This window comes from Sphingobium sp. (assembly GCA_023266575.1).
GTDB lineage: Bacteria > Pseudomonadota > Alphaproteobacteria > Sphingomonadales > Sphingomonadaceae > Sphingobium.
This window is the reverse complement of sequence record JAHFPV010000007.1, coordinates 147,681-172,789: the sequence shown is the minus strand read 5'-3', so window position 1 is coordinate 172,789 and position 25,109 is coordinate 147,681. Positions and strand designations below refer to the sequence as shown.

The window sequence follows — 25,109 nt, the reverse complement described above, 5'->3', positions numbered from 1 at the left end:
AAGGCAATCCTCAAAGCCATCGCAACCTGACGGATATTGCGCCAGAATCTGCCCGCTATCTACGGGACATCGCCTTCCAGCAGCTACATCTGCAGCGTTTTCACACAGGCTGGGTCGTTAGACGACAAACTCGCTACGCCCGCGATCCACCCTTGCCTACCCCCCTGTCCTACACCCCCGCCCCCTGCTATACCGCAACCCGGCTCCTTCCCATCGTCCACACCCCTCACCCGGCCCCGCCCCCAAGCGCGCGCCGACCCAAAACTTCGCCCCAAATCTCCATAGATGACATGGGCGAAGTTAGCGAAGTTCCACTCCCAATCCCTCCGCGTCCCCGCGCCTTCGCGTGGCCCCAAGTCCTTGTTTTTCAACTCCCCGGCTGAATATAGGGCGCCCGCGCAAACAGTTCCCGCTCCCAGCCACGCGGATCATCTTCGACCCTGCTTTGGACGTCAAAGATCATCGTCGCGCGCCGATCCAGCCGATATTGCGGCCAATCCGCCCGCCCTGCCCGCGCAAAAGCGACAAATCGCGTCATCATCGCCGCCGATGCCGCTCGCGCACCCACACCCGTCCCGGTGAAAGACCCCGGCGCATCCAGCGTCCCGAACGCCAGCGCAATGTCCATGGTATGCGGCGCCCCCCGCTTGGGCTGGGTCGGCGACTGGAAATCGACCTGATAGACCCAAGTTGGCGCATCGGCCCGCGCCCGCGCTTCCGCCTCGATCACCTGCCCCGGCCAGCTCCGCCCCGCCGTCGTCGCGGCATAGAAGATCCGCTCCGCCGTCCAGTCGGGAAAGCGCGCGCGATACTGGTCCACGATCCACTCGGGCGACAGGTCGATCCGCAACTCCCCCGCCATCCGCGCCGCCAGATTACCCCAGTCCAGCCCCCGCAGCAGCGGCCCGTCAGGATCGATAAAAGCCCGCGTCTCGTCCAGCGTATTGCCCAGTACCATCGGAATGGCATTGCCCTGCGGCGCGGCGTCAGGCCAGAAGGGATGGCGCGCCAGCGACCGCATATCCAGCACCGGCCCCATATAGACGCCCCCGCCCAGGATCGGATCGATCGCCTCCAGCCCCTCGATCAGCCGCGCCACCGGCATCGTCAGCAATGGTGCCAGCGCATCGGGCTTAACCCCCAGCCGATCGAGATAGGCTGCCGTCCGCCGCGACGCATTGATCGGCCCGCTGGCCGTCACTTGCTGCCCGCTCATCGTGATCGCGCGGTGGAACAGCCCTTTGGCCGCACGCATCGCCATCATCGTCGCGATCTTCGCTCCGCCGCCCGACTGGCCGAACAGGGTCACATTGGCCGGATCACCGCCGAACGCGGCAATATTGTCCCGCACCCAGCGCAGCGCCAGGATCAGGTCCAGCTGCCCGACATTACCGCTATCAGCAAAGCGCGGATCGAGCCGCGCGAGATAGAGATAGCCCAGCGCATTCAGCCGATGATTGACCGTCACAACCACGACATCGCCCGCCGCCGCCAGGTGTCGCCCGTCATTCAGCGGATCGACCACGCTGCCATTGGCATAGGCGCCGCCATGGATATAGAGCATCACCGGATGCTTCGCCGCTGCCTCCGTCCCCGGCGTCCAGATATTGAGGAACAGGCAATCCTCGCTGGTCCCTGCCTGCATCGCCCGCTGCGGGCAGGATGGCGCAAAGGCGGTCGCCTCCAAGATCCCGCCCCAGGGTTCGGGCGGCAGCGGCGGCTGGAAGCGGCGCTGCGCCGTGTCCTGCCCATAGCGCACGCCGCGAAACACATGCAGTCCCGCCTCCCGCCGACCCCTGATCCGCCCGTTTGTCGTCGCGATAACCGGATCAGGCCGCGCAGCGGAAACGGGCGCAGCGCTCAGGCCAATCGCGCCTGCAACAAAATGGCGGCGATCGACGCCGACCATGTTACCGCGCCAGCCATCCGCCATCGACGGCGAGGGTGTGGCCGTGGATGTAGCCCGCGGCGCTCGACGCGAGGAACACGGCGGCTCCGCCAATGTCGGATGCGTCGCCCCAGCGGCCTGCGGGGATGCGCTCCTGAATCTGGCGGTTGCGGGTCTCGTCGGCTTGCAGGGCGGCGGTGTTGTTGGTGGCGATATAGCCGGGCGCGATGGCGTTGACGTTGACGCCCTTGGCGGCCCATTCGTTCGCCAGCAGCTTGGTCAGGCCCGCGACGCCGCTCTTGGACGCGGTGTAGCTCGGCACGCGGATGCCGCCCTGGAAGGAGAGCAGGGACGCGATGTTGATGATCTTGCCATGGCCTTGACCGATCATGTGGCGACCGGCGGCCTGGCTGAGGAAGAACAGCACCTTCAAATTGGTGTCGATCACTGCGTCCCAGTCGTCTTCCGTAAAGTCCACGCTGTCGGCTCTACGGATGATCCCGGCATTGTTGACGAGGATATGGAGGCCACCCAGCGTGGCGATGGTTTCGTCGATGACGCGCTGGACCGGCTCGATCGACGACAGGTCCGCCGAGACGATCTCGGCCCGGCGACCCAGCGCGCGGACCTTCTGCACCGTCTCCAGCGCAGGGGTGCGGCCAACGGCGGCGATGTCCGCGCCTGCTTGTGCCAGCGACAGGGCGATCGCTTGGCCAATGCCGGTATTCGCGCCGGTGACGATGGCGACTTTGCCACTGAGGTCGAATGGGTTGGTCATGGGGTTTCCTGTCCCCCTCCCTGAAGGGAGGGAAGAATTACGCCAGCTGGCAGATGTCCAGCACGTTCATGTCGGTATAGTCCTGATTCTCGCCCGCCATCGCCCAGATGAAGGCATAAGCCTTGGTGCCGGACCCCATATGGATCGACCAGGGCGGGGAGATGACCGCTTCCTCGTTTGCCATGACGATGTGCCGCATCGCGTCGCCCTCGCCCATATAATGAAATACGCGGTCGGCAGGGCCATCCAGCTCGAAATAGAAATAAATCTCGCTGCGCCGCTCATGGATATGCGGGGGCATGGTGTTCCAGACGCTGCCGGGCTTCAGCACCGTGAGGCCCATGACCAGCTGGGCGCTCTCGCAAATGCCGGGGATGACCAGCTGATAGATGGTGCGCTCGTTGGATTCCTCCAGGCTGCCGCGTTCGAGCGTGGTGGCGTCGGCCAGCGAGATCAGGCGGGTGGTGAACGCCTTGTGCGCGGGGCAGGAGGCGAGATAGTAGCGCGCGCCTGCGCCGGAAAAGACCACGTCCTTCGCGCCCATGGTGACGTAGAGGCAATCCTTGTTGCCCAGCGTGAAGCTCTTGCCATCGACGGTCACGGTGCCGGTGACGCCCGACACATTGACGATCGCCAGTTCACGCCGCTCCAAGAAGGGGTGGCCAGCGGCGGACGCGGGTTCGGTCTGGGCGGGGAGCGCGACCGGCGCATCGGCGACCGCGACGCCACCGATGACGAAGCGCTCGGCATGGGTGTAGTTCAGCACGCATTCGCCATCGCGGAACAGCCCGCCGATCAGATAGCGATCGCGCAGCTCGTCATTGCTGACGCACTCCATCATGTCCGGGTGCGTCGCGTAATAGGTCTTGTCGAACATGGTCGGCCCCTCGTCCTTCATCCAGTATAGATGTCCTATTGGACACCGGTGTCATGAAACATCGCCTATCAGGATATGGCGGGCGGTGCAACCGATGCGCGACGGATCAATGTCGAACTGAACATCGACGGCTCGTTGACCTCCGACCCCTCGCCAATCGCCGTGCCGATCAGCTTGAGCGCCGCCGCCCGCCCCATGGCGACGATAGGCCAGCGCACTGTACTGAGCGGCGGCCAGACGCGGGTGGTGAGCGGCGTGTCATCGAAACCGATGATCGACAATTCCTCCGGCACCGCAATCCCCCGCATCCGCGCCGCATACAGCACGCCCGCCGCCATTTCGTCATTGCTGGCGAAGATCGCGGTCGGGCGCGGCGTCAGGTCGAACAGGCTCTCCGACGCGGACAGACCCGATTCGAACGTATATTGGCCGTCAGCGATCAGGCTGCGCGGCAGGCTGATTCCCGCTTCAGTGAGCGCCTGCTCAAAGCCTTCGCGCCGCTCCTGCGCGGACCGGAAACCGTGCGGCCCGGCGATCAGGCCGATCCGCCGATGCCCCTGCGCGATCAGGTAGCGGACTGCGTCAGCGACCGCCTCCTTGTCGTTGGACGCCACCATATGTTCGGGATCGTCCAGCACCGCCGACCCCATCCGCACATAGCGGCAGCCCTGCTCGTCCAGCATTCGCGCCAGTGCGTCATTTTCCGACATGGGCGGCAGCAGCACGACGCCAAACAGCCGCTGGCGCGTCACGAATCCGCGAATATCATCCATCACCAAGTTCGATCCGCGATCGACCGGGCGAATCACTAGTTCGAATTCGGTGCCGTGCAACGCTTCCAATATACCGCGCTGCATCGAAAGGATCATCTGGGCATTGGGATTGTCATAGACCAGTCCGATCAGGAAGTTACGCCCCAATGCCAGCGCCCGCGCTTGCGGATTGGGGACGTAACCGGTTTCCCGGATGATCGCCTCCACCTTGTCGCGGGTCTCGCGGTTCAGCAGCGGCGATCGGTTGATGACCCGGCTAACCGTCTTTTTCGACACATCCGCCATGCGGGCAATGTCGTTGATCGTCAGCTTGGGCGCCTGTCCCTCATCCTGGTTCTGCTTTGCCATAGCGCCTTATAACGCAGTTTACGCGCCCCGCCAGCGCAACCCTCCGCGATCCGGCTTGTCAATGACACCGGTTTCCATTACCGACAGGATCAACGAGGATGGAAAGGATTTCGCAGTGAGCGCCAGCAGCCCGGCCGAAGCGACCGCAGAGCGTTTTCTGGCGGCACGACAGTCCGCACAGGGACTTGCCGATTATCCAGGCCCAATCCCTGCGACGCTGGATGAGGCCTATATCGTCCAGGACGCGGCACTGGCGCGCATGACAGAGGCGGTCGCGGGCTGGAAAGTCGGCCGGATATTGGGCGATCTGGCTGATCGCTATGGCTGCGACCGGCTGGCTGGGCCGATCTTCGCCTCGACCGTATCGAGCGCTGACGAGCAAGCGCAGGGATTGGTCTTTGCCGAAGGTTTCGGCGCGGTCGAAGCGGAATTTCTCTTCCGCATCGGCACGATACCGGCCGCCGGAAAAACGCATTTCACCCTGGAGGAGGCGGCCGATCATATCGACGCTGTTCATATCGGCATTGAAATCGCCAGCTCGCCCTTTGCCGGGATCAACGGCCACGGCCCGGCTGTTACCGTCTCCGACTTTGGCAATAATAACGGCCTGCTGATCGGCCCAGCCGTGCCCGACTGGCGCAGCGGCGCTTATGCCGATCAACTGGTGACGACCCGCATCGACGGCGAAGCGGTCGGCAGCGGCACCGCCGCGGCCTTCGCGCTGGGCGCGATCGGATCGGTGCAGTTCCTGCTCGAAAATCTGATTGCCCGCGGGATCGCGATAAAGGCAGGCTGGTGGATATCGACCGGCGCGGTATCGGGTGTCCATCCGGTGACGCCGGGACAGAAGGTGGACGCCGATTTCGGCCCGCTGGGTGTTCTTCACTGCGCGATTGCCGCACAAGAGCCGCGCTGAAACAAGCGGCCGACCAAGCCAGATAGGAGCCAGGATGATGAACGAAGCAGGGGTGCAGGGTCCGCCGGTCGGACGTTACCGCTGGGTGGTGGTCGCGCTGTTGTTCGCCGCGACGGCGATCAACTATGTCGACCGGCAGATGATCGGCGTGTTGAAGCCCACCTTGTCGGCGGAAATGCAATGGTCGGAAACCGACTATGCGAACATCGTGTTCTGGTTTCAGGCGGCCTATGCGGTCGGCTATCTGGGCTTTGGCCGGGTGGTCGATGTCATCGGTGCGCGCTTTGGCTATGCCATCGCCGTCACCATCTGGACCATCGCCCATATGGCCCATGGCGGCGTGCATGGCGTGACCCAGTTCGCCATGGCGCGCTTTGGCCTGGGGGTCGGCGAGTCGGGCAATTTCCCCGCCGGTATCAAGGCGGTGACCGAATGGTTCCCGCAAAAGGAGCGCGCGTTCGCTATCGGCCTGTTCAACGCCGGGGCCAATATCGGCGCGATCATCACCCCGCTGCTGGTGCCGTGGCTGACCGTCGCCTATGGCTGGCGCGTTGCATTCTACGCGACCGGTATTTTCGGCATCCTCTGGCTGATCGCCTGGCTGGTCTTTTACCGCAGCCCCGACCAGCATCCCAAGGTTACCGCCGAAGAATTGGCCTATATCCGTCAGGACCCCGCCGACCCGGTCGAACCGATCGGTTGGGCCAAGCTGATCACCGTCAAGGAGACTTGGGCCTATGCGATCGGCAAATTCTGCATTGATCCCATCTGGTGGTTCTTCCTCTTCTGGCTGCCTGGCTATCTCGGCACCCGCTATGGCCTCGACCTGATCAGCTTCGGCCCGCCGCTGGTGGCGATCTACCTGCTGTCTGATGGTGGCAGTATCTTTGGCGGCTGGATGTCGGGCCGGTTGATGAAGGCTGGCAAGAGCGTCAACGCCGCGCGCAAGCTGACCATGTTGCTGTGCGCCTGCGCCGTGCTGCCGATCTTCTTTGCCCAGTCGATCGATAACCTTTGGCTTGCCGTCTTGGTGATCGGCATCGCCACCGCCGCGCATCAGGCCTTTTCGGCCAACCTTTACACTTTGCCGTCGGACCTGTTCCCGCGCGGCGCGGTGGGATCGGTCGTCGGGATCGGCGGCACGGTCGGGGCGATCGGCGGCATGGTCATGGCCAAATATGCCGGCTACATCCTCGACGGCATCGGCAGCTATACGCCGCTCTTCGCGGTGGCGGGCAGCGCCTATTTCGTCGCCCTTGGCGCCGTCCATCTTCTTTCGCCACGGCTGGAACGGGTCAACTCCATATAGCGGACCCTTATTTCCCCGCGACGGCGCGTTCGAAGCTGTAGCGGATATGATCGACATGGCCGTGCAGGCCGAACGTCACCGGATCGGCGCTGTCCATGATCGCGTCGATCCGGTTGCCGACATCCTCGATCGACCAGTCGGGCTGATAGACGCCCTGGCTTTCCGCGATAAAAACCCGCGCGACCCGCCCGGCCATCGACGCCAGCATCTGTCCGGTGATCGAGCAGCTTTCATGCGCCAGCCAGCCAACGACGGGCGCGACCAGTTCCGGTCCCATTGGCGGATAGGCCGATACGTCAATCCCTTCGGCCATGCGGGTGACCGCACCGGGCACGATGATGTTGGATCGGACGCCCTCGGCCTCTCCCTCCAGCGCCAATATGTTGTTGAGGCCGATCATGCCCGATTTGGACATGCCGTAATTGACGCAATTTTCGTTGCCGTAAATTCCGCCGATTGAGGAGGTCAGCACGATCCGGCCATAGCCTGCCTTGCACATGATCGGAAAGGCAGGGCGGGTGACGTGGAAGGCACCGCGCAGATGGACGTCAAGGACGGCGTCGAAATCCTCCTGGCTCAATTCCTTCATCGACCCGTAACGGACATTGCCCGCATTATGGATCAGCGTGTCGATGCGGCCATAATGGTCGAGCCCGCTCTCGATGATGGCACGCCCGCCTTCGGGCGTGGCGACCGATTCGGTGCAGGCGATCGCTTCGCCGCCCAGTGCCTTGATCTCCGCGACCACGTCCGCCGCCGGGCCATCGTCCCCGCCCTCGCCCCGGATTGCGCCGCCCGGATCGTTGACGATCACCTTCGCGCCGCGCGCCGCCAGCAGCAGCGCATAGGCGCGGCCCAGCCCCCGGCCCGCCCCGGTGATGACCGCAACGCGATCGTCAAAACGATAGTATGCCATCGCGATGCTCCTTGATATCGACCCCGTGGGTGAACCGTCGCTGGCGCCGGTTCAAGCCGCCCCGGCAAGGCATCGCTCCAGCGGTTCGCGGCGGGCGCGGAAGGCGGATATGAAAGGGCCAAGACAGGATAAAGGGAAAGAACGATGCAGGTTGCGATCATCACCGGGGCGGGCAGCGGCATTGGCCTGGCGACGGCAAAGATGCTGGCCGAGGCAGGGATGGCGATCGTCGGCGTGGGCCGGGACGCAGACAAGCTGGCGACCCTGGAGCAGGTGATTGGTGACCCGGCGCGGATCGCGACGCTGTCGGTCGATATCACGGCTGACGATGCCCCGGCGCAGATCGTCGCGCTGGCGCTGGCGCGCTTTGGCCGTATCGACTTTCTGGTCAACAATGCGGGCGCGGGCAGTCCCAAACCATTGCACGAGACGGACGATGAGACGCTCGACTATTTTCTGGGGCTGATGCTGCGCGCGCCGTTCCGGCTGTGCCGCGAAGTCATCGGCCATATGGGCGAGGGCTGCGGCATTGTGAATGTGAGTTCCACCTATGCGATGATCGGCGGGCGGCGTGGCGGCGCCTATTCGGCGGCCAAGGGCGGGCTGGGCGCGCTGACCCAGCATATCGCCTGCGACTATGGCCCGCGCGGTATTCGCGCCAATTGCGTCGCGCCCGGCGTCACCATGACCGACATGGTGCGGCACCGGTTCGAGGATGAGATGTTCAAGCGGGTGAATGTCGAGACGACTCCCTTTCCTCGCCTCGGCGAAGTAGAGGATATCGCCAGCACCATCGCCTTCCTCTGTTCGCCCGGCGCGGGGTTCATCAATGGGCAGACGATCGTGGTCGATGGCGGCTGGACCACCACCAAATATCTCTCGCCCCGTGCGTTGACCACGACATGGGTCGAGCCAGACGCCTGAACCGGAAATTCTGCCTTGCTCCGTTCGTTTCGATCGAAGTCGAAACCTGTGCGCTGCGTTTCTCGACTTCGCTCGAAACGAACGGAAGTGGACATTTCAATAAAAAGCCGTCGGACTTTTAAGGGTGGCAGGCGTCGCGGCAGAGTTGGCGCAGCAGCGCCAGCAGTTCGTCGCGCCGATTGGGTGGGATCGACCGGCCGATCTTGCTTTCATGGCGCTCGAACGCCTCGCTCACCCTGGCGTGGAGCCGCTCGCCATCGGGCGTCAGCGACAGGGTGATCGCCCGCCCCTTGCCCGGCTGCTTGTCGAGCGCGCCAAGCAGCGCCAGCTTGTTGATCAGCGGCACCAGGTTGGCGGGCTGGGCGCGAAGGGCGCGGCCGATGTCGCTCTGGGTGCAGCCCTGATTGGCCCCCAGAAACAATAGCAGCGTCGCCTCCCCCACATTGATGCCCAATGGCTGGAGCAGGTCGGCCAGCGCCGCTGTCACCGCGACGGTGGTGCGGCGCAGGTGATAGCCGATCAGCGGGTCGAGCGGATCGACCAGTTCGGACAAAGGCGACAGTGAGTTGGACATATGCCGCGATAACGCGCTTGCGTCCGGCTCTCAACCCTGCATATTATGTTTAATAACATAAATTGTAGAGGAGATTTATATGTACGGCTCACTGTCCAGCGTGCGTCAATTGGCCCTGAGCGCAGCGGTTTGCGCGCTGCCCGCCCTCGCTATGGCGCAAACACCGCCGCCGCTGGCTGGTCCCGGTACGATCGAACCGGATGGCACCGTGGTCGTCCCCTCTTTCCGCCTGCCCCCGTCCGTCTATCTGAGCGATGCCGCCAAGAAGGCCTTGCCGCGCACCCCAACCGATCCTGAAGAACCGATGATGCGGGCTGTCGCGGCGGGTCAGGCCGGGACGCTGCGGGCGCGGATGCCGCAGATCATGGCCCCCCGCCTCGACAAGCTTAAACAGATGTACAAGGTGGTAACCCGCGACGAGGTGATCGCGGGCATCCCCGCCGTCCGCGCGACCCCTGTCGGCGGCGTGGCGAAGGCCAATCGGGGCAAGATATTGCTCAACCTGCCGGGCGGCGGCTTCATCATGGGGGCGGCGACAGGGACCGGGATGCTCGAATCGATTCCGCTGGCGGGCCTTGCCGGGGTAGAGATTGTCAGCATCACCTACAGGCAGGCGCCGGAATTCACCTATCCCGCCGCGACGCAGGATGTGCTGACCGTCTATCGCGACCTGCTCAAGACCCATAAGCCGCAGGATATTGCGATCTTCGGCTGCTCGGCGGGCGGACTGCTGACCGCCGAAACCATGGCGGCGCTGATCCGCGACAAGCTGCCCCTGCCCGCTGCGATCGGCATTTTCTGCGCGTCGGCGGATGCGCGCTGGGGTGGGGACAGCCGGGCGTTCGGGCGGCCGTTCCAGGCATTGGCGCAGCGGGAGGATAGTCGCGGCTATTTCAAGGATATCGACCTGGCCGACCCGCTCGTCTCCCCCATCACATCGCCCGCGACATTGGCGCAGTTCCCGCCGACGCTGGTGATTACCGGCACTCGCGCCTTCGAGATGAGCGCAGCGGTCAATACGCATAAGGAATTGGTCAAGGCCGGGGTCGATGCCGACCTGCATATCTGGGACGGGTTGGGCCACGCCTTTTTCTATGATCCCGCCTTGCCGGAATCGCGTGAGGCCTTTGACGTCATGGCGCGATTCTTTACCCGCTATCTGAAGCTTCAGCGCCCATAGTGCGCCACGCCGGTAAAGGCTCCCCCGTGACACTTTACCGGCTGGCAAAGTGTCACGGACGACAAAGTGCGACTCGGCGGAAATAGGGGATTCACAAGGCGGGCCGACTATGCTTGATTCACCTTATGTTTCATGCGCCCGTTTCCTCTCGCATTCCCGGCGGCAGCGATTTGTCGTTGCTGCTCGACCAGTTGTCGCATTGCTGCTCCCGCCCCCGCTACGCCTTCATGCTGCTGACCCTGATCGCGGACGTCGCCAGGCCTGACGGCAGCGCGGGGCCGATGGTGCGGGTGGGCAAGGCGCTGGTCCCCTTGCGCGACTGGCTGTGCGACGCGCTGACGCCGATGGGGCATCGCGATCCCCGGCGCATGGCGCTGGTCGAGCGGGTGCGCGAGGAATTGCGCAAGGAGGAACGGCTGACCGGGGACGCGGCGGTGGATGAGGCGCTGGTGCAGGATGAAGTACGGACGCGGGTGCGCGCGTCGGGCAAGACCAACCTCAGCCGGGCAGCGTCCGAGCTGGTGAAGGCCGGGCTGCTCAAGCGCCATTATCAGGGCTATCGCGTCGATCACCTCAATCGCGGGGCGCAGCGGCAGGCGGTCTATACGCTGACCGGACGGGCGCGCGTGCTGGTCGGCGCGCCGCGCCAGACTGCGACGCCGCCAGCCCGGCCGCGACAGGGCGATCTGTTCGCTGCTTGAAGCAGGCGCTTGACCCACGCACACTGCTCCTCGGTGAAGGCAGAGGATAGCTCTGTTCCCAAGGCCTTTACCTTGGTCCGTTCGTTTCGAGCGAAGTCGAGAAACCCTGCGCCACCGTTTCTCGACTTCGCTCGAAACGAACGGAGGTTGGGGATTTCAACCTAAAGTCATCAAGTCCTAAGTCCTCTCGCGCGCGGCCTGTCTCGCCTTGGCGTAACTCTCCCGCCGCATCTTCTCGAACCCGACGCGCTGGTCGTGGCCTGCGTCGGCCGGATAAGGGCGGAAGTCGGCGAGGATCTCGTCGAACACGGTGCGCAACTCATCCTCAAATTCGGGGTGCGGGAAGATGTGGAAGCGGTTTTCCTGCATCGCGTCCAATGTCCGCGCGGCGATCACGTCTGGTTCCATGCCAAATTCGTGGATCTGGGCCAGTCGCGCCACGGCATTGCTGTCCACCGGCTTTGCGTTATCGCTCAGCGTCGCCGGGCGCACTTCGTCGCTGGCGTAGATGTGGCTTTTGACCAGACCGGGGCATAGCACGGACACGCCGATATTGTGCGGGGCCAGGCTGTAGCGCAGGGATTCGCTCATGCCCCGGACCGCGAATTTGGTGGTGTTGTAGATGCCCGGCGCGCCGCCGCACAGGAAGCTGGCCATTGATGCCGTGTTGACGATATAGCCGCCCAACCCCGCCGCCTTCATGCGAGGAGCAAAGGTCATGACGCCGTTGATGACGCCATGCAGATTGACCCCCATCACCCAGTCCCAATCGTCATAGCTGGATTCGTCGATCGTCTGGAACAGGTTGATCCCGGCATTGTTGAACAACAGGCTGACCGGACCAAGCGCGCGCTCCGCCTCCTCCGCCGCGTCGGCGAAGCCGCCACGCGACGCGACGTCGAGCGGGATGCCGATGACATGCTGATTATCGAGCGTCCTGAGCGCCGCATCAATCGCATCCTCGCGGATATCGGCGATCGCCACCTTCGCGCCCCGCGCCAGCAAGGCACGGGCCAGCCCCAGGCCGATGCCATTGGCACCCCCGGTCACAAAAGCGGTTCGCCCTTCAAAGTTCAGCATCGCTCTCTCCCTCATTCATATTTCTAACGGTCGTGAATTTTTACTCTCGCCATATTCGTATAGTTCACTTACAAATTCGCCAAGCCGAAATATCGCCCCGGCAACAGGGGCAGGCGAGGAAGAGGAGAAGGCTTGTGGCCCTGGCACCTGCGCCGATCGCGACCGAGAGTCGGTGGGTGGACCAGGCGCGCCCGGTCACGGACGCTGCTGCGCCGTCTTACTCCATGGCGGCGGCCTATTGGGCCTTGTTCGTCATCATCCTAGCGACCTTCGTGACCTTTTTCGAACAGGTCGTGTTCGCGATGCTGGCGGAACGGATCAAGGCGGATTTCGGCCTGTCCGATTCGCAGCTTGGCTTTCTGGCGGGACCAGCGAGCATCATCTGCTATCTGTTCGTGGGCATCCCGCTGGCGCGGCTGGCCGATGTTTTCCCGCGCAAATTCGTGCTGGCGGGCGGGGTCGCGGCGATCGGGGTCATCACTGCGCTGGGCGGCATCGCGCAGAGCTTCACCCAGTTTGTCGGCACGCGAGTTTTCCTGGCGGCGGGCGGATCGGCCCATGCGCCTGCATCCTATTCGCTGCTGGCCGACGCATTTCCGCCGCGCATCCTGACCCGCGCCTTTGCTTTGCTACAATTCGGCTTCATCGGCGGCACGACGCTCGGGCCTATCATCGGCGGTATGCTGATCGGCGTGGCGGCCGGATGGGCGCCGACGGTCCATGGCGGCCTTACCATATTGGGCTGGCAATGGCTGATGATCTGGCTAGGCCTGCCCGCGCTACTGGTCGCTTTGCTGTTCCTGACCGTCAGGGAACCGCCGCGTCAGGCGGCGTCGCCCGATAGCATCACCCCGCCAGACCGCGCGTCGCTGGGCCGCCGCATCCTGACATTTACCGGGCTGGACGCGGCCAAGGCGATCCACGCCAAGCGGCGGGTCTATTATCCTTTGTTTGCGGGACTGGCGCTGAGCGCGATCGAGGTATTCGGCCTGCAATTCTGGCGCGTGCCGTTCATGATCCGCACCTATGGCTGGAACGAGGCGCAGATCGGCGCGGTCATGGGGTCGATGACATTGGTCGCCTCGCTGCTCGGCCTGCTGCTGGGCGGGGTGTTCGTCGAATGGCTGGCCAAGCGCCATGCCGACGCCAATGTGCGGGCTGCCGCGATCTTCTTTGGCTGCGTCACCGTCTGCGCCATCCTCGCGCCGCTGATGCCCAATGGCTATGCGTCGCTGGCGGTGTCGAGCGTCGGCGCGATGTTCGGCATGGCAGGCGCCGTGCCGCAAAATGCCGCGATCCAGCGGGTCGCCCCCAACGCCATGCGGGGGCAGGTGACGGCGATCTACCTGTTCATGTTCACCTTCTTCGGCGCGATGGGCAGCTTCCTGGTCGGGCTGGTGCAGGACTATCTGGTCGGCGACCCGACCCAATTGTGGAAGGCGCTGGTGATGACGGCCAGCGTGCTGCTGCCCATCGCCACGCTCTGCATGGTCCGGGCCATCCCTCCCTATCGCGAAGAGGTGGAGCGGATCGCTGCCCAGACTGCCTGACAGGTAGAATTTATGTAAGTATCCTATACAATAGGGAGAGTGGAATGTCTGACATAGATCGTATCGCCAAACTCGAACAGAGCGTCGCCAGCCTGTCCAGCCGCCTGCAACGGCGCGAGGATGAGCTGGACGTGCGCAAGCTGCAATATCTCTACGGCTATCTGATCGACAAATGCCTCTACAACGAGACGGTGGATCTGTTCACCGACGATGGTGAGGTGCGCTTCTTCGGCGGCATCTGGCGTGGCAAGGAGGGGATACGCCGCCTCTATGTCGATCGGTTCCAGAAGCGCTTTACCCATGGCACCAACGGGCCGATCGATGGCTTCCTGCTCGATCATCCGCAGTTGCAGGACATTGTCGATATTGCCGAAGATGGAGTCACCGCCCATGCCCGCGCCCGATCGATGATGCAGGCGGGGCGGCACAAGGATCATTGCGACCCGTCCAACCCGATGCTGGGGCCGCGTCAATGGTGGGAAGGCGGCATCTATGAAAACACCTACAGGAAGGTGGACGGTATCTGGCGCATCGCGATCCTGAACTATCTGCCGCAATGGCACGCCGATTTTGACACTGGCTGGGCCAATACAAGGCCGGAATATGTCCCCTTCCCCAAGGACATCTATCCCGCCGACCCGACCGGTCCCGACGCGCTGATCGAGGATGCCTGGCTGTGGCCGACGCACAAGGTCGTCCCCTTCCACATGAAGCATCCGGTGACCGGCGAAGAGATCGTTGCGGAACGCTGGCAGGGCGACATCGATCGTGAACGCGCTGCCCGTGAAGCTGTGAGCGTCTGACCCCCATGACCTATCCAGAGCTATATCTGATGATAGATGGCCAGCGCGTTGCTGGCGGGGGACGGCGCACGCACAGCGTCGTCAACCCCGCCACGGGCGAGACGCTGGCCGCATTGCCGCTGGCCGACGCGGCGGATCTGGACTCGGCGCTGGCGGCGGCGCAGCGCGGCTTCCTGCGTTGGCGTGACTCGACGCCGCAGGAGCGCGCAGCAGTGTTGCAGGGCGCGGCGCGGCTGATGGTCGAGCGGCAGGAGCAGCTTGCCCGCATCGCCACGCTGGAACAGGGCAAGACGCTGGCCGAAGCGCGCATCGAAGTGATGATGAATGTCGGCCTGTTCAATTTCTACGCGGGTGAAACCTTCCGCCTCTATGGCCGCGCGCTGGTGCGCCCGGCCGGCCAGCGATCGACCGTGACGAAGGAGCCGGTCGGCCCGGTCGCCGCCTTTGCGCCCTGGAATTTCCCGCTCGGCAATCCGGGGCGGAAACTGGGCGCGCCGATCGCGGCGGGATGCTCGGTGATCCTGAAGGCGGCGGAGGAAACCCCGGCGTCGGCGCTGGGTATCTTGCAATGCCTGCTTGACGCAGGTCTGCCGGGCGATGTCGCGCAGGCGGTGTTCGGCGTGCCGGACGAAGTGTCCCGACATCTCCTCTCCTCCCCCATCATCCGCAAGATGAGCTTCACCGGTTCCACCAGCGTGGGCAAGCATCTGGCCAAGCTGGCGGCGGAGGATTGCAAGCGCACGACGATGGAACTGGGCGGTCATGGCCCGGTGCTGATCTTCAACGATGCCGATCTCAACCGCGCGCTCGATACGGTGGTGGCGGGCAAATATCGCAATGCGGGACAGGTTTGCGTGTCGCCAACCCGCTTCATTGTGGAATCAGGGGTTTATGAGCGGTTCCTGACAGGCTTTGTCGAGCGGGCGGAGAAGATCGTCGTTGGTGATGGTCTGGTCGATGGCAGCATCATGGGGCCGATGGCGAACGCCCGGCGGCTCGACGCGATGGACCGGCTGATCGGTGACGCGGTGGAGAAGGGTGCGCGCCTCGAAACTGGTGGTGCGCGGATCGGCAATGCGGGCTATTTCTATGCGCCTACTGTCCTGTCCGCCACGCCGCTGACCGCCGCGATCATGAACGAAGAACCCTTCGGACCGGTAGCGCTTATCAACAGTTTCGCCGACGAAGCTGCGATGATTGCTGAGGCCAATCGCCTGCCTTATGGGCTGGCCGCCTATGCCTGGACCAGCGATACCGCGCGCCAGCGCCGGGTCGCGCGCGCGATCGAGGCGGGGATGGTGGGAATCAACACCGCGATGATCGGCGGGTCGGACTCGCCCTTTGGCGGGGTCAAATGGTCGGGCCATGGCGCGGAGGACGGGCCGGAAGGCATTGACGCCTGCCTCGTCACCAAAGCCATCCACGAAGGATAAGCCATGACGCACGCATTGAATATTGGCGGAGACCGCGCCTACCTGCGAATCGCGACCGAGGAAGCCTTTGCCACGCGAGAGCAGATCGACGCCTATCTGCGCATGGTGCGCGATGGCAGCGCTGACCGGGGCATGGTGTCGCTCTGGGGCTTTTACGGCCAGTCGCCATCGCCCCGCGCGACGCAGATTGTCGACCGGCTGCTGGACCTGGGCGAGCGGCGGCTGGCGGACATGGACGCGACCGGGATCGACGTCGCCATCCTCTCGCTGACCTCGCCCGGCGTGCAGCCACTGCTGGATATGGCAGAGGCCAAGGCGATGGTGACGCGCGCCAATGATCATCTCGCCGACCGCTGCGCCGCCCACCCCACGCGCTTCGTCGGCATGACCTCCATCGCCCCGCAAGACCCGGACTGGTCCGCCGCCGAAATCCGGCGCGGGGCGCGCGATCTTGGCTTCAAGGGCGTGATGGTCAACAGCCATACCCAGGGCGAATATCTCGACGATACCAAATTCGATCCGATCTTCCGCGCGCTCACTGACGTGGGCCAGCCGCTATACATCCATCCATCGACCCCGCCCGACGCGATGATCGGGCCGATGCTGGACGCGGGGCTGGACGGCGCGATCTTCGGCTTTGGCGTGGAGACGGGGATGCACCTGCTGCGCCTCATCACCATCGGCATTTTCGACCGCTATCCCGATCTCCAGATCGTTGTTGGCCATATGGGGGAGGCGTTGCCCTATTGGCTCTATCGGCTGGATTATATGCATCAGGCGGGCGTGCGGTCGCAGCGCTATGAACGGATGAAGCCGCTCAAAAAAACGATCCACGACTATATGCGCAGCAATGTCAGCGTCACCACCAGCGGCATGGCATGGGAACCCGCGATCCAGTTTGCGCAAAAAGTGCTGGGGGAGGATCGGGTGCTGTACGCGATGGACTATCCCTATCAATATGTGCCGGACGAGGTGCGCGCCCATGACCTGCTCGACATATCCGACACGGCCAAGCGCAAGCTGATGCAGACCAACGCCCAGCGCCTGTTCGCCCTATGAGCATCATAGTGCCACCGCGCAGGACGGCCTATTATGCGCTGGCGCTGGTGGCGGCGACCAATATGGTCAGCCTGCTCGACCGCAATATCCTCGCCATATTGGCCCCCGCGATCAAGGCGGACCTGCATATCGGCGACGCGGAAATGGGTCTGCTCTACGGCACGGTGTTCGCGCTCTTCTATGCGCTTTTCTCCCTGCCTTTGGGGCGGCTGGCCGATGGCTGGATACGCACGCGGTTGCTGGCGACCAGCATCAGTTTCTGGTCGATCGCCACCGCCGGGGCCGCCTTTGCCGGGGGCTCCTTCACCCTGATGCTTTCGCGCCTGTCCGTGGGTATCGGTGAGGCAGCGGCCCAACCGGCCGGTACGAGCCTGGCCTATGATTATTTTCCCCACCAGCGGCGCGGGCTGGTCATGGCGGTCATTGCGGCGGCCATCGCCATGGGTCTTGGCGGATCGCTGATCATCGGCGGGGTTGCGGCCCAATGGTGGAGCGCGCGCTATGCCGGTGGCGGCGCACCGCTGGGGCTGGCAGGCTGGCAATTCGCTTTCGCCGTCGCTGCCGCGCCCGGTTTCATCATCGCCATGTTGATGGCGCGGCTGAAGGAGCCACAGCGCGGCGCGATCGACGGTATCGCCACCCCGCCCGATCCCCACCCCTTCCGCGCCAGCTTCGCGGTACTGGTGGCGGTGACGCCGGGCGTCCATTGGCTGAGCCTGCGACAGGCGCGCGCCAGCGGCAGGGAATGGACGCTCAATGTCGGCTTGCTGGCGCTGATCATCCTCGCTTCGCTTGGCGCGATGCACGGCGCGCAGATAGTGTCGCCGCGCCCGCCCTTGCTGCTCGGCGGATTTTCGGTCAGCCCGCATGTCGTCCAGTGGAGCGTCATCGGCTTTGGCGCTTTCGTCATCGCCAACCTGCTGCAAAATCTCAAACGGCGCGATCCGGTGGCCTTCGCCGTCATCACCGGCAAGCCTTCGCTGCTTCTCTGCATCGCGGCGGGCGCGCTGCAATGTGTCATCAACTATGGCGTCATGGGCTTTACCCCATCCTTCCTGATGAAGGCCTATGGCCTGTCGCCAGCGGTGACGGGGATGCAGTTCGGCCTGCTTTCGGCGGGGCTTGGCATCATCGGCCCGATGATCGCCGGTCCCCTGTCCGACCGTATCGGCGCGCATCGCCTGTCGCGCCGGGTATGGGTGGCGCTGTTCGCCATGGGTGTATCGCCGTTCGTCGCTCTGTGGGTCTATCGCGCCCCGGATGCAGGCGATTTCTACCTGCGCTTCACCCTCTACAGCCTGATCCTGACGATGTGGATGCCACCCATCTATGCGTTGATGTTCGAACAGGTGTTGCCGCGGATGCGGGGGCTGACCGTCAGCCTCTATGTCGTCGTCTCGACCATTTTCGGCCTGGGGACTGGTCCCTATGTCGTGGGCATGATCAGCGACGCGCGCGGCGGCGATCTGGGCGGGGCGATCCTCGCGATCAACTGGGTCGCGCCGGTCATCGTCATCCTGCTGCTGATCATCCTGTTCCGGGTCGAGCGCGATCATGCCAGCCTGCTCCCCCGCGCCCGTGCGGCGGGGGAGCCGGTCTGAAGCTTTACGCCGCCAGTCCGATCTGGTCGGCGTTTGCCCAATTGCCATGCAGGCCAAAGCGCAGGCGGATCGGCACACGGACCTGCGCGATCGGTCCCTTGGCGATGTCGGTCGCATCGAACAGCAACAGGTCGGACCGATGTTCGGCCAACCGGTTGCACACCATGACGATCCACCCGTCCCCCTCCGCCGCATCGGCCGAACGCGGAATGAAGCAGGGTTCCTGGAGGGACGAGACCGGCCCGCACCACCATTTTTGCTCCTGCCCCGTCGCATGATCGACCATGCCCAGCGTGTTCATGATCATGCCGCCCGCGCTGCCGCCCTTCAGTTCGACCGGCTGGGCGGGATCGATCACGAGCATCCAGCCATAGCGATAGGGCAACCCGGTAAAGCGATCGTCGATGCGCGGAAATTCGCCCATCATGTTGGTCAGCCGCCGCGTGCCTGCAAAATCATCGCCATTGGACGCCATGTTCACCGTCCATCGGGTCAGGAAACTCGCCGCCTCCTGCGGATTGAACGGCGCGCCATGGACGTCGGGGAAGAAGGGGAACATATTATTCTTCGCTTCAGGCGTGTCGAAATGGATTTTCGTCCCCTCCTGAAAGGCGTTCATGACATGGCTGGCAAAGCAATTGTCGCGCTTGAACCAGCGTATGTCGGCGGCAGTCGCATCGGCGCGACGCGGCAGGACGCCCAGGTAAACGGGCAGCGTCGTGTCGAAACCAAAATGCGGCAAGCCCTGTTCCAGCCGTTCCCAACTGGACGTGCTGGGGACGACATGGAACAGCGCATAATCGGGCGTGATCGCGAAATCATGCATCATCGCATAATAGGGCAGCTCGAACCAAAGCTCCTGTTTCAGCGTCCCGTCGGGTGACACGACATAATAGGTCATGTCGCGGGTCAGCACCCCCTTGGCCGCATAGCCGAAGGCGATCATGTCGCCGGTCGCCGGGTCAATCTTGGGGTGAGCAGTGAAGGTCTGGCCCGTCATCGCGCCGCCAAAGCGGGTATAGCCGTCCGTCTCCAGCGTCGCCGGGTTCATCGCCAGCGCAGGGCTGTCCTCTTTCAGCGCATAGAGTTTGCCGCCATGGATGAAGGCGGTGGTGTTGGCGGTGCCGCGTATCTGGCCCTTGACGGACTCGTCGTCGGTCAGCGGATTGCGATAGGCGCCGAACAGCCCGCGTCCAGCCTCGTGCTCCAGCTTCCATTTGTCGGTTTTCGCCCAGCGCTGGCGGAAATCGACCCGGCCGTCATGGAAGCGGAACATGGTGATCATCCCGTCGCCGTTGAAGGCGATGTCATCGCCCAGCCGTGGCGGAAATTGCGGGTCGGGCTGCACCCGGTAGAAAGCGCCATCCAGTTCGGGCGGCACCGCACCGACAATGTCCAGATCGGCAATATCCGCCTCGGTCCGCGACGGCGTGTTGAATCCGGTGAAGGACGGCGTTTCGGGGAAATGCGCCACGGCTGATCCTCTGCTTATGATTGTGGATCACATTGTATGTAACCCACACATATTTTCAAGCCGCAGGATTGACGCTCAGCCCTTTAGTCTCCACACTGTTACTATGAATACCATGGACAAGGATCTCGATCCGCTCACCCTGTTCCCCGACCCACGCCTCAGCGGCATTGACGGCCTGGTCGGTTTCCACATCCGGCTGGCGAGTGCGGCGGTCTATCAGCATTTTACCGAGACATTCAGTGACCTTGGCCTGACCCAGAAGCAGGTCGCGGTGCTGTGGCTGATCGAGGATCAGCCCGCCATCGCGCAGGCCGACATTGGCCGACGACTGAAGATGGACCGGGCCAGCGTGATGGCGATCGTCAACCGGATGCAGGATCGCGGCTTCCTGAAACGCGGCGAATCCACGCAGGATCGTCGTCGCCAGACGCTCAGCCTGACCGACGCGGGGCGCGAGTCGCTGGCGGCGGCGCGCACTTGCATTGCCGAGCATGAAAACTGGCTCAAGGCCCGGTTCAGTCCGGCCGAAACGGCGATGTTGGTGGAGTTGCTGCGCCGCGTCTATGTCTGACCGCTAGAACGGCAGAAGCAGGGCTTTTCAACCAGTTGTCGATTGACCTGTTTTCAACCTGTTACTGCCAATACCACCAACATAGATAACAGCATTATTTGCTCTCTCGTAATATTGCCAAATATTGCGTCAATATTCGTTGCGGGGTCACGGAGGCTCTTGCAACGCAGAAAATTGTATGTCTTACTAACAATCGACGCACAGCAGCGTCATTGGCGGGTCACGTCCGGGCAGGACGGATCTCAAGCCGGTTTAGGAGAGGGGATTTCCCATGCAGTACGCGCTTCGTACCACGATGACGCACGCCCTGTTGGCGTCGGCGTCCATCCTCGCAATCACCACGCCTGCATCGGCGCAGTCGTCGGCACCGCCACAAACGGCACCACAGGCCGCCGAGCAGGAGACGCTGTCGCCGGGCATGGTCGCGGACATCGTCGTCACCGCCCAGTTCCGCGAACAGCGGCTTCAGGACACGCCCATTTCCATCACAGCGGTCAGTGCCGCGGAGCTGGAAGCGAAGAGCCAGGTCAATCTGGCCCAGGTCGCCGACGCCGCGCCCAACGTGTCGCTCAAGCCCCAGGGCGCGTCCTTTGGCCCATCCATTTCCGCCAGCATCCGTGGCGTGGGCCAGAATGATTTCAACCCCGCCTATGAACCGGGTGTCGGCATCTATATTGACGACGTCTATTATCCCCAACTGACGGGCGCAGTGTTCGAGCTGCTCGATCTTGACCGCGTCGAGATTTTGCGCGGCCCGCAGGGAACGCTGGCGGGGCGCAATGCGGAAGGCGGCGCGATCAAGCTCTATTCCAAGCGGCCGTCGGGTGATGGCGGCGGCTTTGTCGAGGTCAATTACGGCATCCGTAACCGTATCGGCATCCGTGCAGCGGCGGACTTTGGCATTACCAGCACGCTGTCGGCGCGCATTTCCGGTGTCGCACGGCAACAGGAGGGCTTTGTCGATCGCATTGACTATGGCTGCGCCAATCCCGGCAGCGGTATCGCATCGACCCAGCCAGCGGGCGACTGCGTCATCAGCAAGCTGGGCGGCGTTGGCTATCAGGCGATCCGTGGCATCCTGTTCTGGGAGCCGAGCGACAAGCTCGATGTAACCGTCATCGGGGACTATACCCGCGACGAACATACGATCGCTGGTGAAGTCTTGCTGGAAACCAGCACGGTCAATTCACCCAATACCATTCCGGCACCGGGCATCCCCTATGACAATCGATTCATATGCGGCCGCTACTGCAACTATATCGGCACTGGCCAGCCTGCGGGCGTCTGGGTGCCGCCCATTCCGGTCGATCCGTTCGGTGCGGCCGGGACGCCCCTCGCCGCCACGCGGGGTACGGACCGCAGCCTCTATCAGGGCTGGGGCGTGTCGGGCCAGATCAACTATAAGCTCAGCGACGCCTTCGCGCTGACCTCCATCACTGGCTATCGCGCCTTCGACACGCAGTTTGATTCCGACGACGATATCTCACCCGCCAATATTGGTTTTGGCCGCAACTATCTGGAAAATTGGAGTTTCAGTCAGGAAGTCCGGCTGAACGCGGAACTGGGCGAGACGCTGAACGGCACGGTCGGCGGCTATTATTTCAAGCAGAAATCGACATACGACTCCCTTCAGGACATTCGCTATGTTCCGGTCTATCCACTCCAGTTCCGGCAACCCGATCCGACCAAGGCGGACGCCAAGGCCGTGTTCGCGCATCTGTCCTGGAAGCCGATGGAGCGGATGACGATCAGCGGCGGGGTGCGCTACACCAGCGAGTCCAAGGACCAGACCTATTTCCGCCTGAACTATGACGGCACCGTCAACGCCTTCCTTGACCCGGTCGGCGCTACCTATGGCATTGGGTATGCGGGCGCCGATACGCTGGATTACAACCGTAATGGCAATGTGACCGAAAGTGTGACGGCCTTGTCGGGGTTGACCGCCCATTATAGTGCCAAGCGCTGGGACTATCGGATCGCGGCCGATTACCGCCTGTCGGACAATTTCATGGTCTATGGGTCGGTCTCCACCGGCTTCAAGGGCGGCGGCAGCAATCCGCGTCCCTTCAATACGCAGCAGGTCATCGCCTTCCAGCCGGAAAAGCTCATTGCCTATGAGATCGGCTTCAAGAGCGACATGCTCAACCGCCGCCTGCGCTTCAATGCCGCGGCCTTCATCAACGATTATACCGACATCCAGATCCCGGTGCTGACCTGCCCCGGCGCGCCCTGTGCCGCTCGCCTCAATGCGGGCGATGCGCAGGTCAAGGGGTTCGAGGCGGAACTGACCGCCTATCCGGTCGATGGCCTCGCGATCGACGCCTCGATCAGCTATCTCGACTTCAAATATAAGGCGGGCAGCCTCAGCCCGGCTGCGGCCTATCCGACCAATCCGGGCGGCGTGTCGGCCGACGATCCGCCAGTCTCGCCGCCCTGGAAATTCAGCCTGGGCGCGCAGTACAAGATCGACCTCGACAGCGCCGGCAGCCTGACCCCCCGCTTCGACGTCACCTATGAGGACAAGAAATATGCCGGATCATCCGTGATCGGCACGACCCGCAATCTCAATTTCGTGCCAGCCTATACGCTCGCCAATGCGCGGCTGACCTGGGCGAATGCGGACAATGACCTCGACATATCGCTGGAAGTCACCAACCTGTTCGACAAATATTATTTCCTGTCGGTGTTCGACCTGCGTGGCGCAGGCGCGGGCGTGCGCAAGGGACGCCCCGGCAACCCGCGCGAATGGGCGATTTCGGTCAAAAAGAAATTCTAATCCCCGCCTGACCGGGCGGCCCATGCCGCCCGGTCCCCTGGATCATGGAGACACTATCGGCATGACCGACGTTACCCTCTACCATTGGGAACCCAACGCCAATTCGGGCAAGCCCATGCTGGCGCTGTTTGAAAAGGGCGTGGCGTTCGACAGCCATTATCTCGACCTGTTGAATTTCGACCAGCACAAGCCCGATTATCTGGCGGTCAACCCGCTCGGCACCATCCCCGCCATGACCCATGGGCAATATGTGCTGACCGAATCCACCGCGATCATGGAATATGTCGACGAGGCGTTCGACGGCCCGCGCCTGATGCCCGCCGATCCGGTCGACCAGTGGCGCACCCGCTGGTGGATGAAGTTCCTCGACCAGTGGCTTGCCCCCAGCTTCTCGATGATCGGCTGGAGCGTGTTCGTCGGTCCTTCGGTACGGCAGAAAGACCCCGCTGAACTGGAGGCGGCGATCGACCGCATCCCGATGCCAGAACGGCGCGTTGCCTGGCGCAAGGCGATCAATGGCGCTTTTTCGGCGGAGGAGATGGCCGAATCCCAGCGTCGCGTGGCGCTTGGCATCGGTTATCTCGAACGGGCGCTGGGCCAGCGACAATGGCTGGCGTCGGACAGTTATGGACTTGCCGATATAAACGGCTTCAACCTTGCCTACGCCATGCCCCTGTCGCAGCCGCAGCTGTGCAATGACAGCCTGACCCCCAACATCATGCGCTGGCTGCGCGCCATCTATGCGCGCCCTGCGACCCGCGCCTGCTGGGCGCTGGGCCGCACCGACCTCGCCCGCCGCATCTCCCTGCTCGAAAGCGAACCGGCATGACGACCATCCTGTACCATGGCCAGCCCAATGGCCCCTCTTTCACCGTGCTGGCCGCAGCGTTCGAGAAGGATGTCGCGCTTGAATTGCGCGCGATTGACCTGGTCGCGGGCGAGCGTCATTCGACCGCCCTGCCCCACCCGCTTGAGGTCGATCAGTCGATCGAGGGTGAAGGCCCGGTGTTGGTGGTCGATGGCGTCGCGATGACCGACAGCGTGTTTCTGGCCTGCTATCTCGATGAAGTGGGCAATGGTCCGGCACTGCGCCCGGCCGATCCCTATGCCCGCTGGCAGATGATGGCCTGGTGCCGCTATGTCATCGAGCGTGTGGCTCCCGCCGCCGCGTGCCTTGGCGTTGCCACTGCGCGCCCCACTGCTGTTCCTGCCGGGATCGCCAGCGCCGACCTTGCCGCACGCTGGCGTGACGCAGTGGCGGGCAGCGCCGACGAGGCGCAACTGACCGACAGCCGCGCGAAGATCGGGCAGGCGGTCGAGAAGATCGAAACGCAACTGGCGGACGGGCGCGACTGGCTGATGGGGGATTTCTCGATCGCCGATCTGGAAAGCTACGCCTGGCTGGCGGGGATGCGGGGCATCGTGCCGGATGCCTTTGCCGCCTCGCCGCTGACGGACGCCTGGGAAACCCGTTTGCGCGCCCGCCCGGCGGTAATGCAGGCGCTCGGCCGTGCCACCGTGCCTCATCCCGAAGCGATCTGGGCGCCCGGCCCGGAGATTAACCGCTGGGGCTGAGAC

General features: G+C 63.6%; 22 protein-coding genes. 14 read left to right on the top strand and 8 right to left on the bottom strand.

Features of this window, described 5'->3' with window-relative positions; translation table 11 throughout:
• Positions 1-367 precede the first annotated feature (367 nt).
• The 4 genes from Q0D44_RS09370 to Q0D44_RS09355 form a co-directional block, all read right to left on the bottom strand.
• Positions 368-1,909, bottom strand: a complete 1,542-nt coding sequence (locus Q0D44_RS09370; protein ID WP_294135742.1) for a carboxylesterase/lipase family protein — start codon at positions 1,907-1,909, stop codon at positions 368-370.
• A 1-nt stretch (position 1,910) separates the two neighbouring features.
• Positions 1,911-2,666, bottom strand: a complete 756-nt coding sequence (kduD, locus tag Q0D44_RS09365; protein ID WP_294135739.1) for a 2-dehydro-3-deoxy-D-gluconate 5-dehydrogenase KduD — start codon at positions 2,664-2,666, stop codon at positions 1,911-1,913.
• Between the two features lie 37 nt (positions 2,667-2,703).
• Complete coding sequence (gene kduI, locus Q0D44_RS09360) at positions 2,704-3,543, bottom strand: 5-dehydro-4-deoxy-D-glucuronate isomerase (protein ID WP_294135763.1); 840 nt, start codon at positions 3,541-3,543, stop codon at positions 2,704-2,706.
• A gap of 68 nt (positions 3,544-3,611) precedes the next feature.
• Positions 3,612-4,664, bottom strand: coding sequence for a LacI family DNA-binding transcriptional regulator (locus tag Q0D44_RS09355; protein WP_119744466.1), 1,053 nt, complete (start codon positions 4,662-4,664; stop codon positions 3,612-3,614).
• Positions 4,665-4,779: 115 nt separating this feature from the next.
• Between Q0D44_RS09355 and Q0D44_RS09350 the strand changes: the two genes are divergently transcribed.
• Positions 4,780-5,580 carry a 2-keto-4-pentenoate hydratase gene (locus Q0D44_RS09350; RefSeq protein WP_294135733.1) on the top strand — a complete coding sequence of 267 codons (801 nt, stop codon included), beginning with the start codon at positions 4,780-4,782 and terminating at the stop codon, positions 5,578-5,580.
• A gap of 37 nt (positions 5,581-5,617) precedes the next feature.
• Positions 5,618-6,889 carry an MFS transporter gene (locus Q0D44_RS09345; protein WP_119744653.1) on the top strand — a complete coding sequence of 424 codons (1,272 nt, stop codon included), beginning with the start codon at positions 5,618-5,620 and terminating at the stop codon, positions 6,887-6,889.
• A 7-nt stretch (positions 6,890-6,896) separates the two neighbouring features.
• Here Q0D44_RS09345 and Q0D44_RS09340 read toward each other — a convergent pair whose 3' ends face one another.
• On the bottom strand, positions 6,897-7,805 hold the full coding sequence (locus Q0D44_RS09340; protein WP_294135732.1) for an SDR family NAD(P)-dependent oxidoreductase: 909 nt from the start codon (positions 7,803-7,805) through the stop codon (positions 6,897-6,899).
• 144 nt (positions 7,806-7,949) lie between these two features.
• Between Q0D44_RS09340 and Q0D44_RS09335 the strand changes: the two genes are divergently transcribed.
• Positions 7,950-8,729 (top strand): SDR family oxidoreductase, encoded by a 780-nt coding sequence (locus Q0D44_RS09335; protein WP_294135730.1) that lies wholly within the window; start codon positions 7,950-7,952, stop codon positions 8,727-8,729.
• Between the two features lie 118 nt (positions 8,730-8,847).
• On the opposite strand, the gene Q0D44_RS09330 is transcribed toward Q0D44_RS09335, so the two are convergent.
• On the bottom strand, positions 8,848-9,303 hold the full coding sequence (locus Q0D44_RS09330; protein WP_294135728.1) for a MarR family winged helix-turn-helix transcriptional regulator: 456 nt from the start codon (positions 9,301-9,303) through the stop codon (positions 8,848-8,850).
• 79 nt (positions 9,304-9,382) lie between these two features.
• Between Q0D44_RS09330 and Q0D44_RS09325 the strand changes: the two genes are divergently transcribed.
• A complete protein-coding gene (locus Q0D44_RS09325; protein ID WP_294135726.1) occupies positions 9,383-10,483 on the top strand; it encodes an alpha/beta hydrolase fold domain-containing protein in 1,101 nt (366 codons plus the stop codon).
• A gap of 125 nt (positions 10,484-10,608) precedes the next feature.
• Positions 10,609-11,184 (top strand): hypothetical protein, encoded by a 576-nt coding sequence (locus Q0D44_RS09320; protein WP_294135723.1) that lies wholly within the window; start codon positions 10,609-10,611, stop codon positions 11,182-11,184.
• 177 nt (positions 11,185-11,361) lie between these two features.
• On the opposite strand, the gene Q0D44_RS09315 is transcribed toward Q0D44_RS09320, so the two are convergent.
• Positions 11,362-12,264: an SDR family NAD(P)-dependent oxidoreductase gene (locus Q0D44_RS09315; protein ID WP_294135722.1), complete on the bottom strand. Its 903-nt coding sequence runs from the start codon at positions 12,262-12,264 to the stop codon at positions 11,362-11,364.
• A 134-nt stretch (positions 12,265-12,398) separates the two neighbouring features.
• Here Q0D44_RS09315 and Q0D44_RS09310 point away from each other — a divergent pair, with 134 nt between their 5' ends.
• The 5 genes from Q0D44_RS09310 to Q0D44_RS09290 are packed head-to-tail and all read left to right on the top strand — an operon-like array spanning position 12,399 to position 18,710.
• Positions 12,399-13,814 (top strand): MFS transporter, encoded by a 1,416-nt coding sequence (locus Q0D44_RS09310; RefSeq protein WP_294135718.1) that lies wholly within the window; start codon positions 12,399-12,401, stop codon positions 13,812-13,814.
• Between the two features lie 44 nt (positions 13,815-13,858).
• Positions 13,859-14,617: a nuclear transport factor 2 family protein gene (locus Q0D44_RS09305; protein WP_294135715.1), complete on the top strand. Its 759-nt coding sequence runs from the start codon at positions 13,859-13,861 to the stop codon at positions 14,615-14,617.
• 5 nt (positions 14,618-14,622) lie between these two features.
• On the top strand, positions 14,623-16,050 hold the full coding sequence (locus Q0D44_RS09300; RefSeq protein WP_294135708.1) for an NAD-dependent succinate-semialdehyde dehydrogenase: 1,428 nt from the start codon (positions 14,623-14,625) through the stop codon (positions 16,048-16,050).
• Between the two features lie 3 nt (positions 16,051-16,053).
• Positions 16,054-17,109 carry an amidohydrolase family protein gene (locus tag Q0D44_RS09295; RefSeq protein WP_294135705.1) on the top strand — a complete coding sequence of 352 codons (1,056 nt, stop codon included), beginning with the start codon at positions 16,054-16,056 and terminating at the stop codon, positions 17,107-17,109.
• Between the two features lie 8 nt (positions 17,110-17,117).
• Positions 17,118-18,710 carry an MFS transporter gene (locus Q0D44_RS09290; protein ID WP_294135702.1) on the top strand — a complete coding sequence of 531 codons (1,593 nt, stop codon included), beginning with the start codon at positions 17,118-17,120 and terminating at the stop codon, positions 18,708-18,710.
• Positions 18,711-18,714: 4 nt separating this feature from the next.
• On the opposite strand, the gene Q0D44_RS09285 is transcribed toward Q0D44_RS09290, so the two are convergent.
• Positions 18,715-20,184 carry a carotenoid oxygenase family protein gene (locus Q0D44_RS09285; RefSeq protein ID WP_294135699.1) on the bottom strand — a complete coding sequence of 490 codons (1,470 nt, stop codon included), beginning with the start codon at positions 20,182-20,184 and terminating at the stop codon, positions 18,715-18,717.
• A 112-nt stretch (positions 20,185-20,296) separates the two neighbouring features.
• Here Q0D44_RS09285 and Q0D44_RS09280 point away from each other — a divergent pair, with 112 nt between their 5' ends.
• From Q0D44_RS09280 to Q0D44_RS09265, 4 genes are all read left to right on the top strand, one after another.
• The gene (locus Q0D44_RS09280; RefSeq protein ID WP_294135696.1) at positions 20,297-20,755 is read left to right on the top strand and encodes a MarR family transcriptional regulator; all 459 of its coding nucleotides are present in this window, start codon (positions 20,297-20,299) and stop codon (positions 20,753-20,755) included.
• Positions 20,756-21,026: 271 nt separating this feature from the next.
• On the top strand, positions 21,027-23,531 hold the full coding sequence (locus tag Q0D44_RS09275) for a TonB-dependent receptor (protein WP_294135693.1): 2,505 nt from the start codon (positions 21,027-21,029) through the stop codon (positions 23,529-23,531).
• Positions 23,532-23,592: 61 nt separating this feature from the next.
• Positions 23,593-24,360: a glutathione S-transferase family protein gene (locus Q0D44_RS09270; protein ID WP_294135690.1), complete on the top strand. Its 768-nt coding sequence runs from the start codon at positions 23,593-23,595 to the stop codon at positions 24,358-24,360.
• Positions 24,357-25,106, top strand: a complete 750-nt coding sequence (locus tag Q0D44_RS09265) for a glutathione S-transferase family protein (protein ID WP_294135689.1) — start codon at positions 24,357-24,359, stop codon at positions 25,104-25,106. Before Q0D44_RS09270 ends, Q0D44_RS09265 begins: the two co-directional genes overlap by 4 nt.
• Positions 25,107-25,109: the final 3 nt, after the last annotated feature.

Coding starts and splice junctions, on each gene's coding strand:
- Q0D44_RS09370 (WP_294135742.1), bottom strand. CDS start 1,909: ATGGTCGGCGTCGATCGCCGCCATTTTGTTGCAGGCGCGATTGGCCTG.
- kduD (WP_294135739.1), bottom strand. CDS start 2,666: ATGACCAACCCATTCGACCTCAGTGGCAAAGTCGCCATCGTCACCGGC.
- kduI (WP_294135763.1), bottom strand. CDS start 3,543: ATGTTCGACAAGACCTATTACGCGACGCACCCGGACATGATGGAGTGC.
- Q0D44_RS09355 (WP_119744466.1), bottom strand. CDS start 4,664: ATGGCAAAGCAGAACCAGGATGAGGGACAGGCGCCCAAGCTGACGATC.
- Q0D44_RS09345 (WP_119744653.1), top strand. CDS start 5,618: ATGAACGAAGCAGGGGTGCAGGGTCCGCCGGTCGGACGTTACCGCTGG.
- Q0D44_RS09340 (WP_294135732.1), bottom strand. CDS start 7,805: ATGGCATACTATCGTTTTGACGATCGCGTTGCGGTCATCACCGGGGCG.
- Q0D44_RS09335 (WP_294135730.1), top strand. CDS start 7,950: ATGCAGGTTGCGATCATCACCGGGGCGGGCAGCGGCATTGGCCTGGCG.
- Q0D44_RS09330 (WP_294135728.1), bottom strand. CDS start 9,303: ATGTCCAACTCACTGTCGCCTTTGTCCGAACTGGTCGATCCGCTCGAC.
- Q0D44_RS09325 (WP_294135726.1), top strand. CDS start 9,383: ATGTACGGCTCACTGTCCAGCGTGCGTCAATTGGCCCTGAGCGCAGCG.
- Q0D44_RS09320 (WP_294135723.1), top strand. CDS start 10,609: ATGTTTCATGCGCCCGTTTCCTCTCGCATTCCCGGCGGCAGCGATTTG.
- Q0D44_RS09315 (WP_294135722.1), bottom strand. CDS start 12,264: ATGCTGAACTTTGAAGGGCGAACCGCTTTTGTGACCGGGGGTGCCAAT.
- Q0D44_RS09305 (WP_294135715.1), top strand. CDS start 13,859: ATGTCTGACATAGATCGTATCGCCAAACTCGAACAGAGCGTCGCCAGC.
- Q0D44_RS09300 (WP_294135708.1), top strand. CDS start 14,623: ATGACCTATCCAGAGCTATATCTGATGATAGATGGCCAGCGCGTTGCT.
- Q0D44_RS09295 (WP_294135705.1), top strand. CDS start 16,054: ATGACGCACGCATTGAATATTGGCGGAGACCGCGCCTACCTGCGAATC.
- Q0D44_RS09280 (WP_294135696.1), top strand. CDS start 20,297: ATGGACAAGGATCTCGATCCGCTCACCCTGTTCCCCGACCCACGCCTC.
- Q0D44_RS09275 (WP_294135693.1), top strand. CDS start 21,027: ATGCAGTACGCGCTTCGTACCACGATGACGCACGCCCTGTTGGCGTCG.
- Q0D44_RS09270 (WP_294135690.1), top strand. CDS start 23,593: ATGACCGACGTTACCCTCTACCATTGGGAACCCAACGCCAATTCGGGC.
- Q0D44_RS09265 (WP_294135689.1), top strand. CDS start 24,357: ATGACGACCATCCTGTACCATGGCCAGCCCAATGGCCCCTCTTTCACC.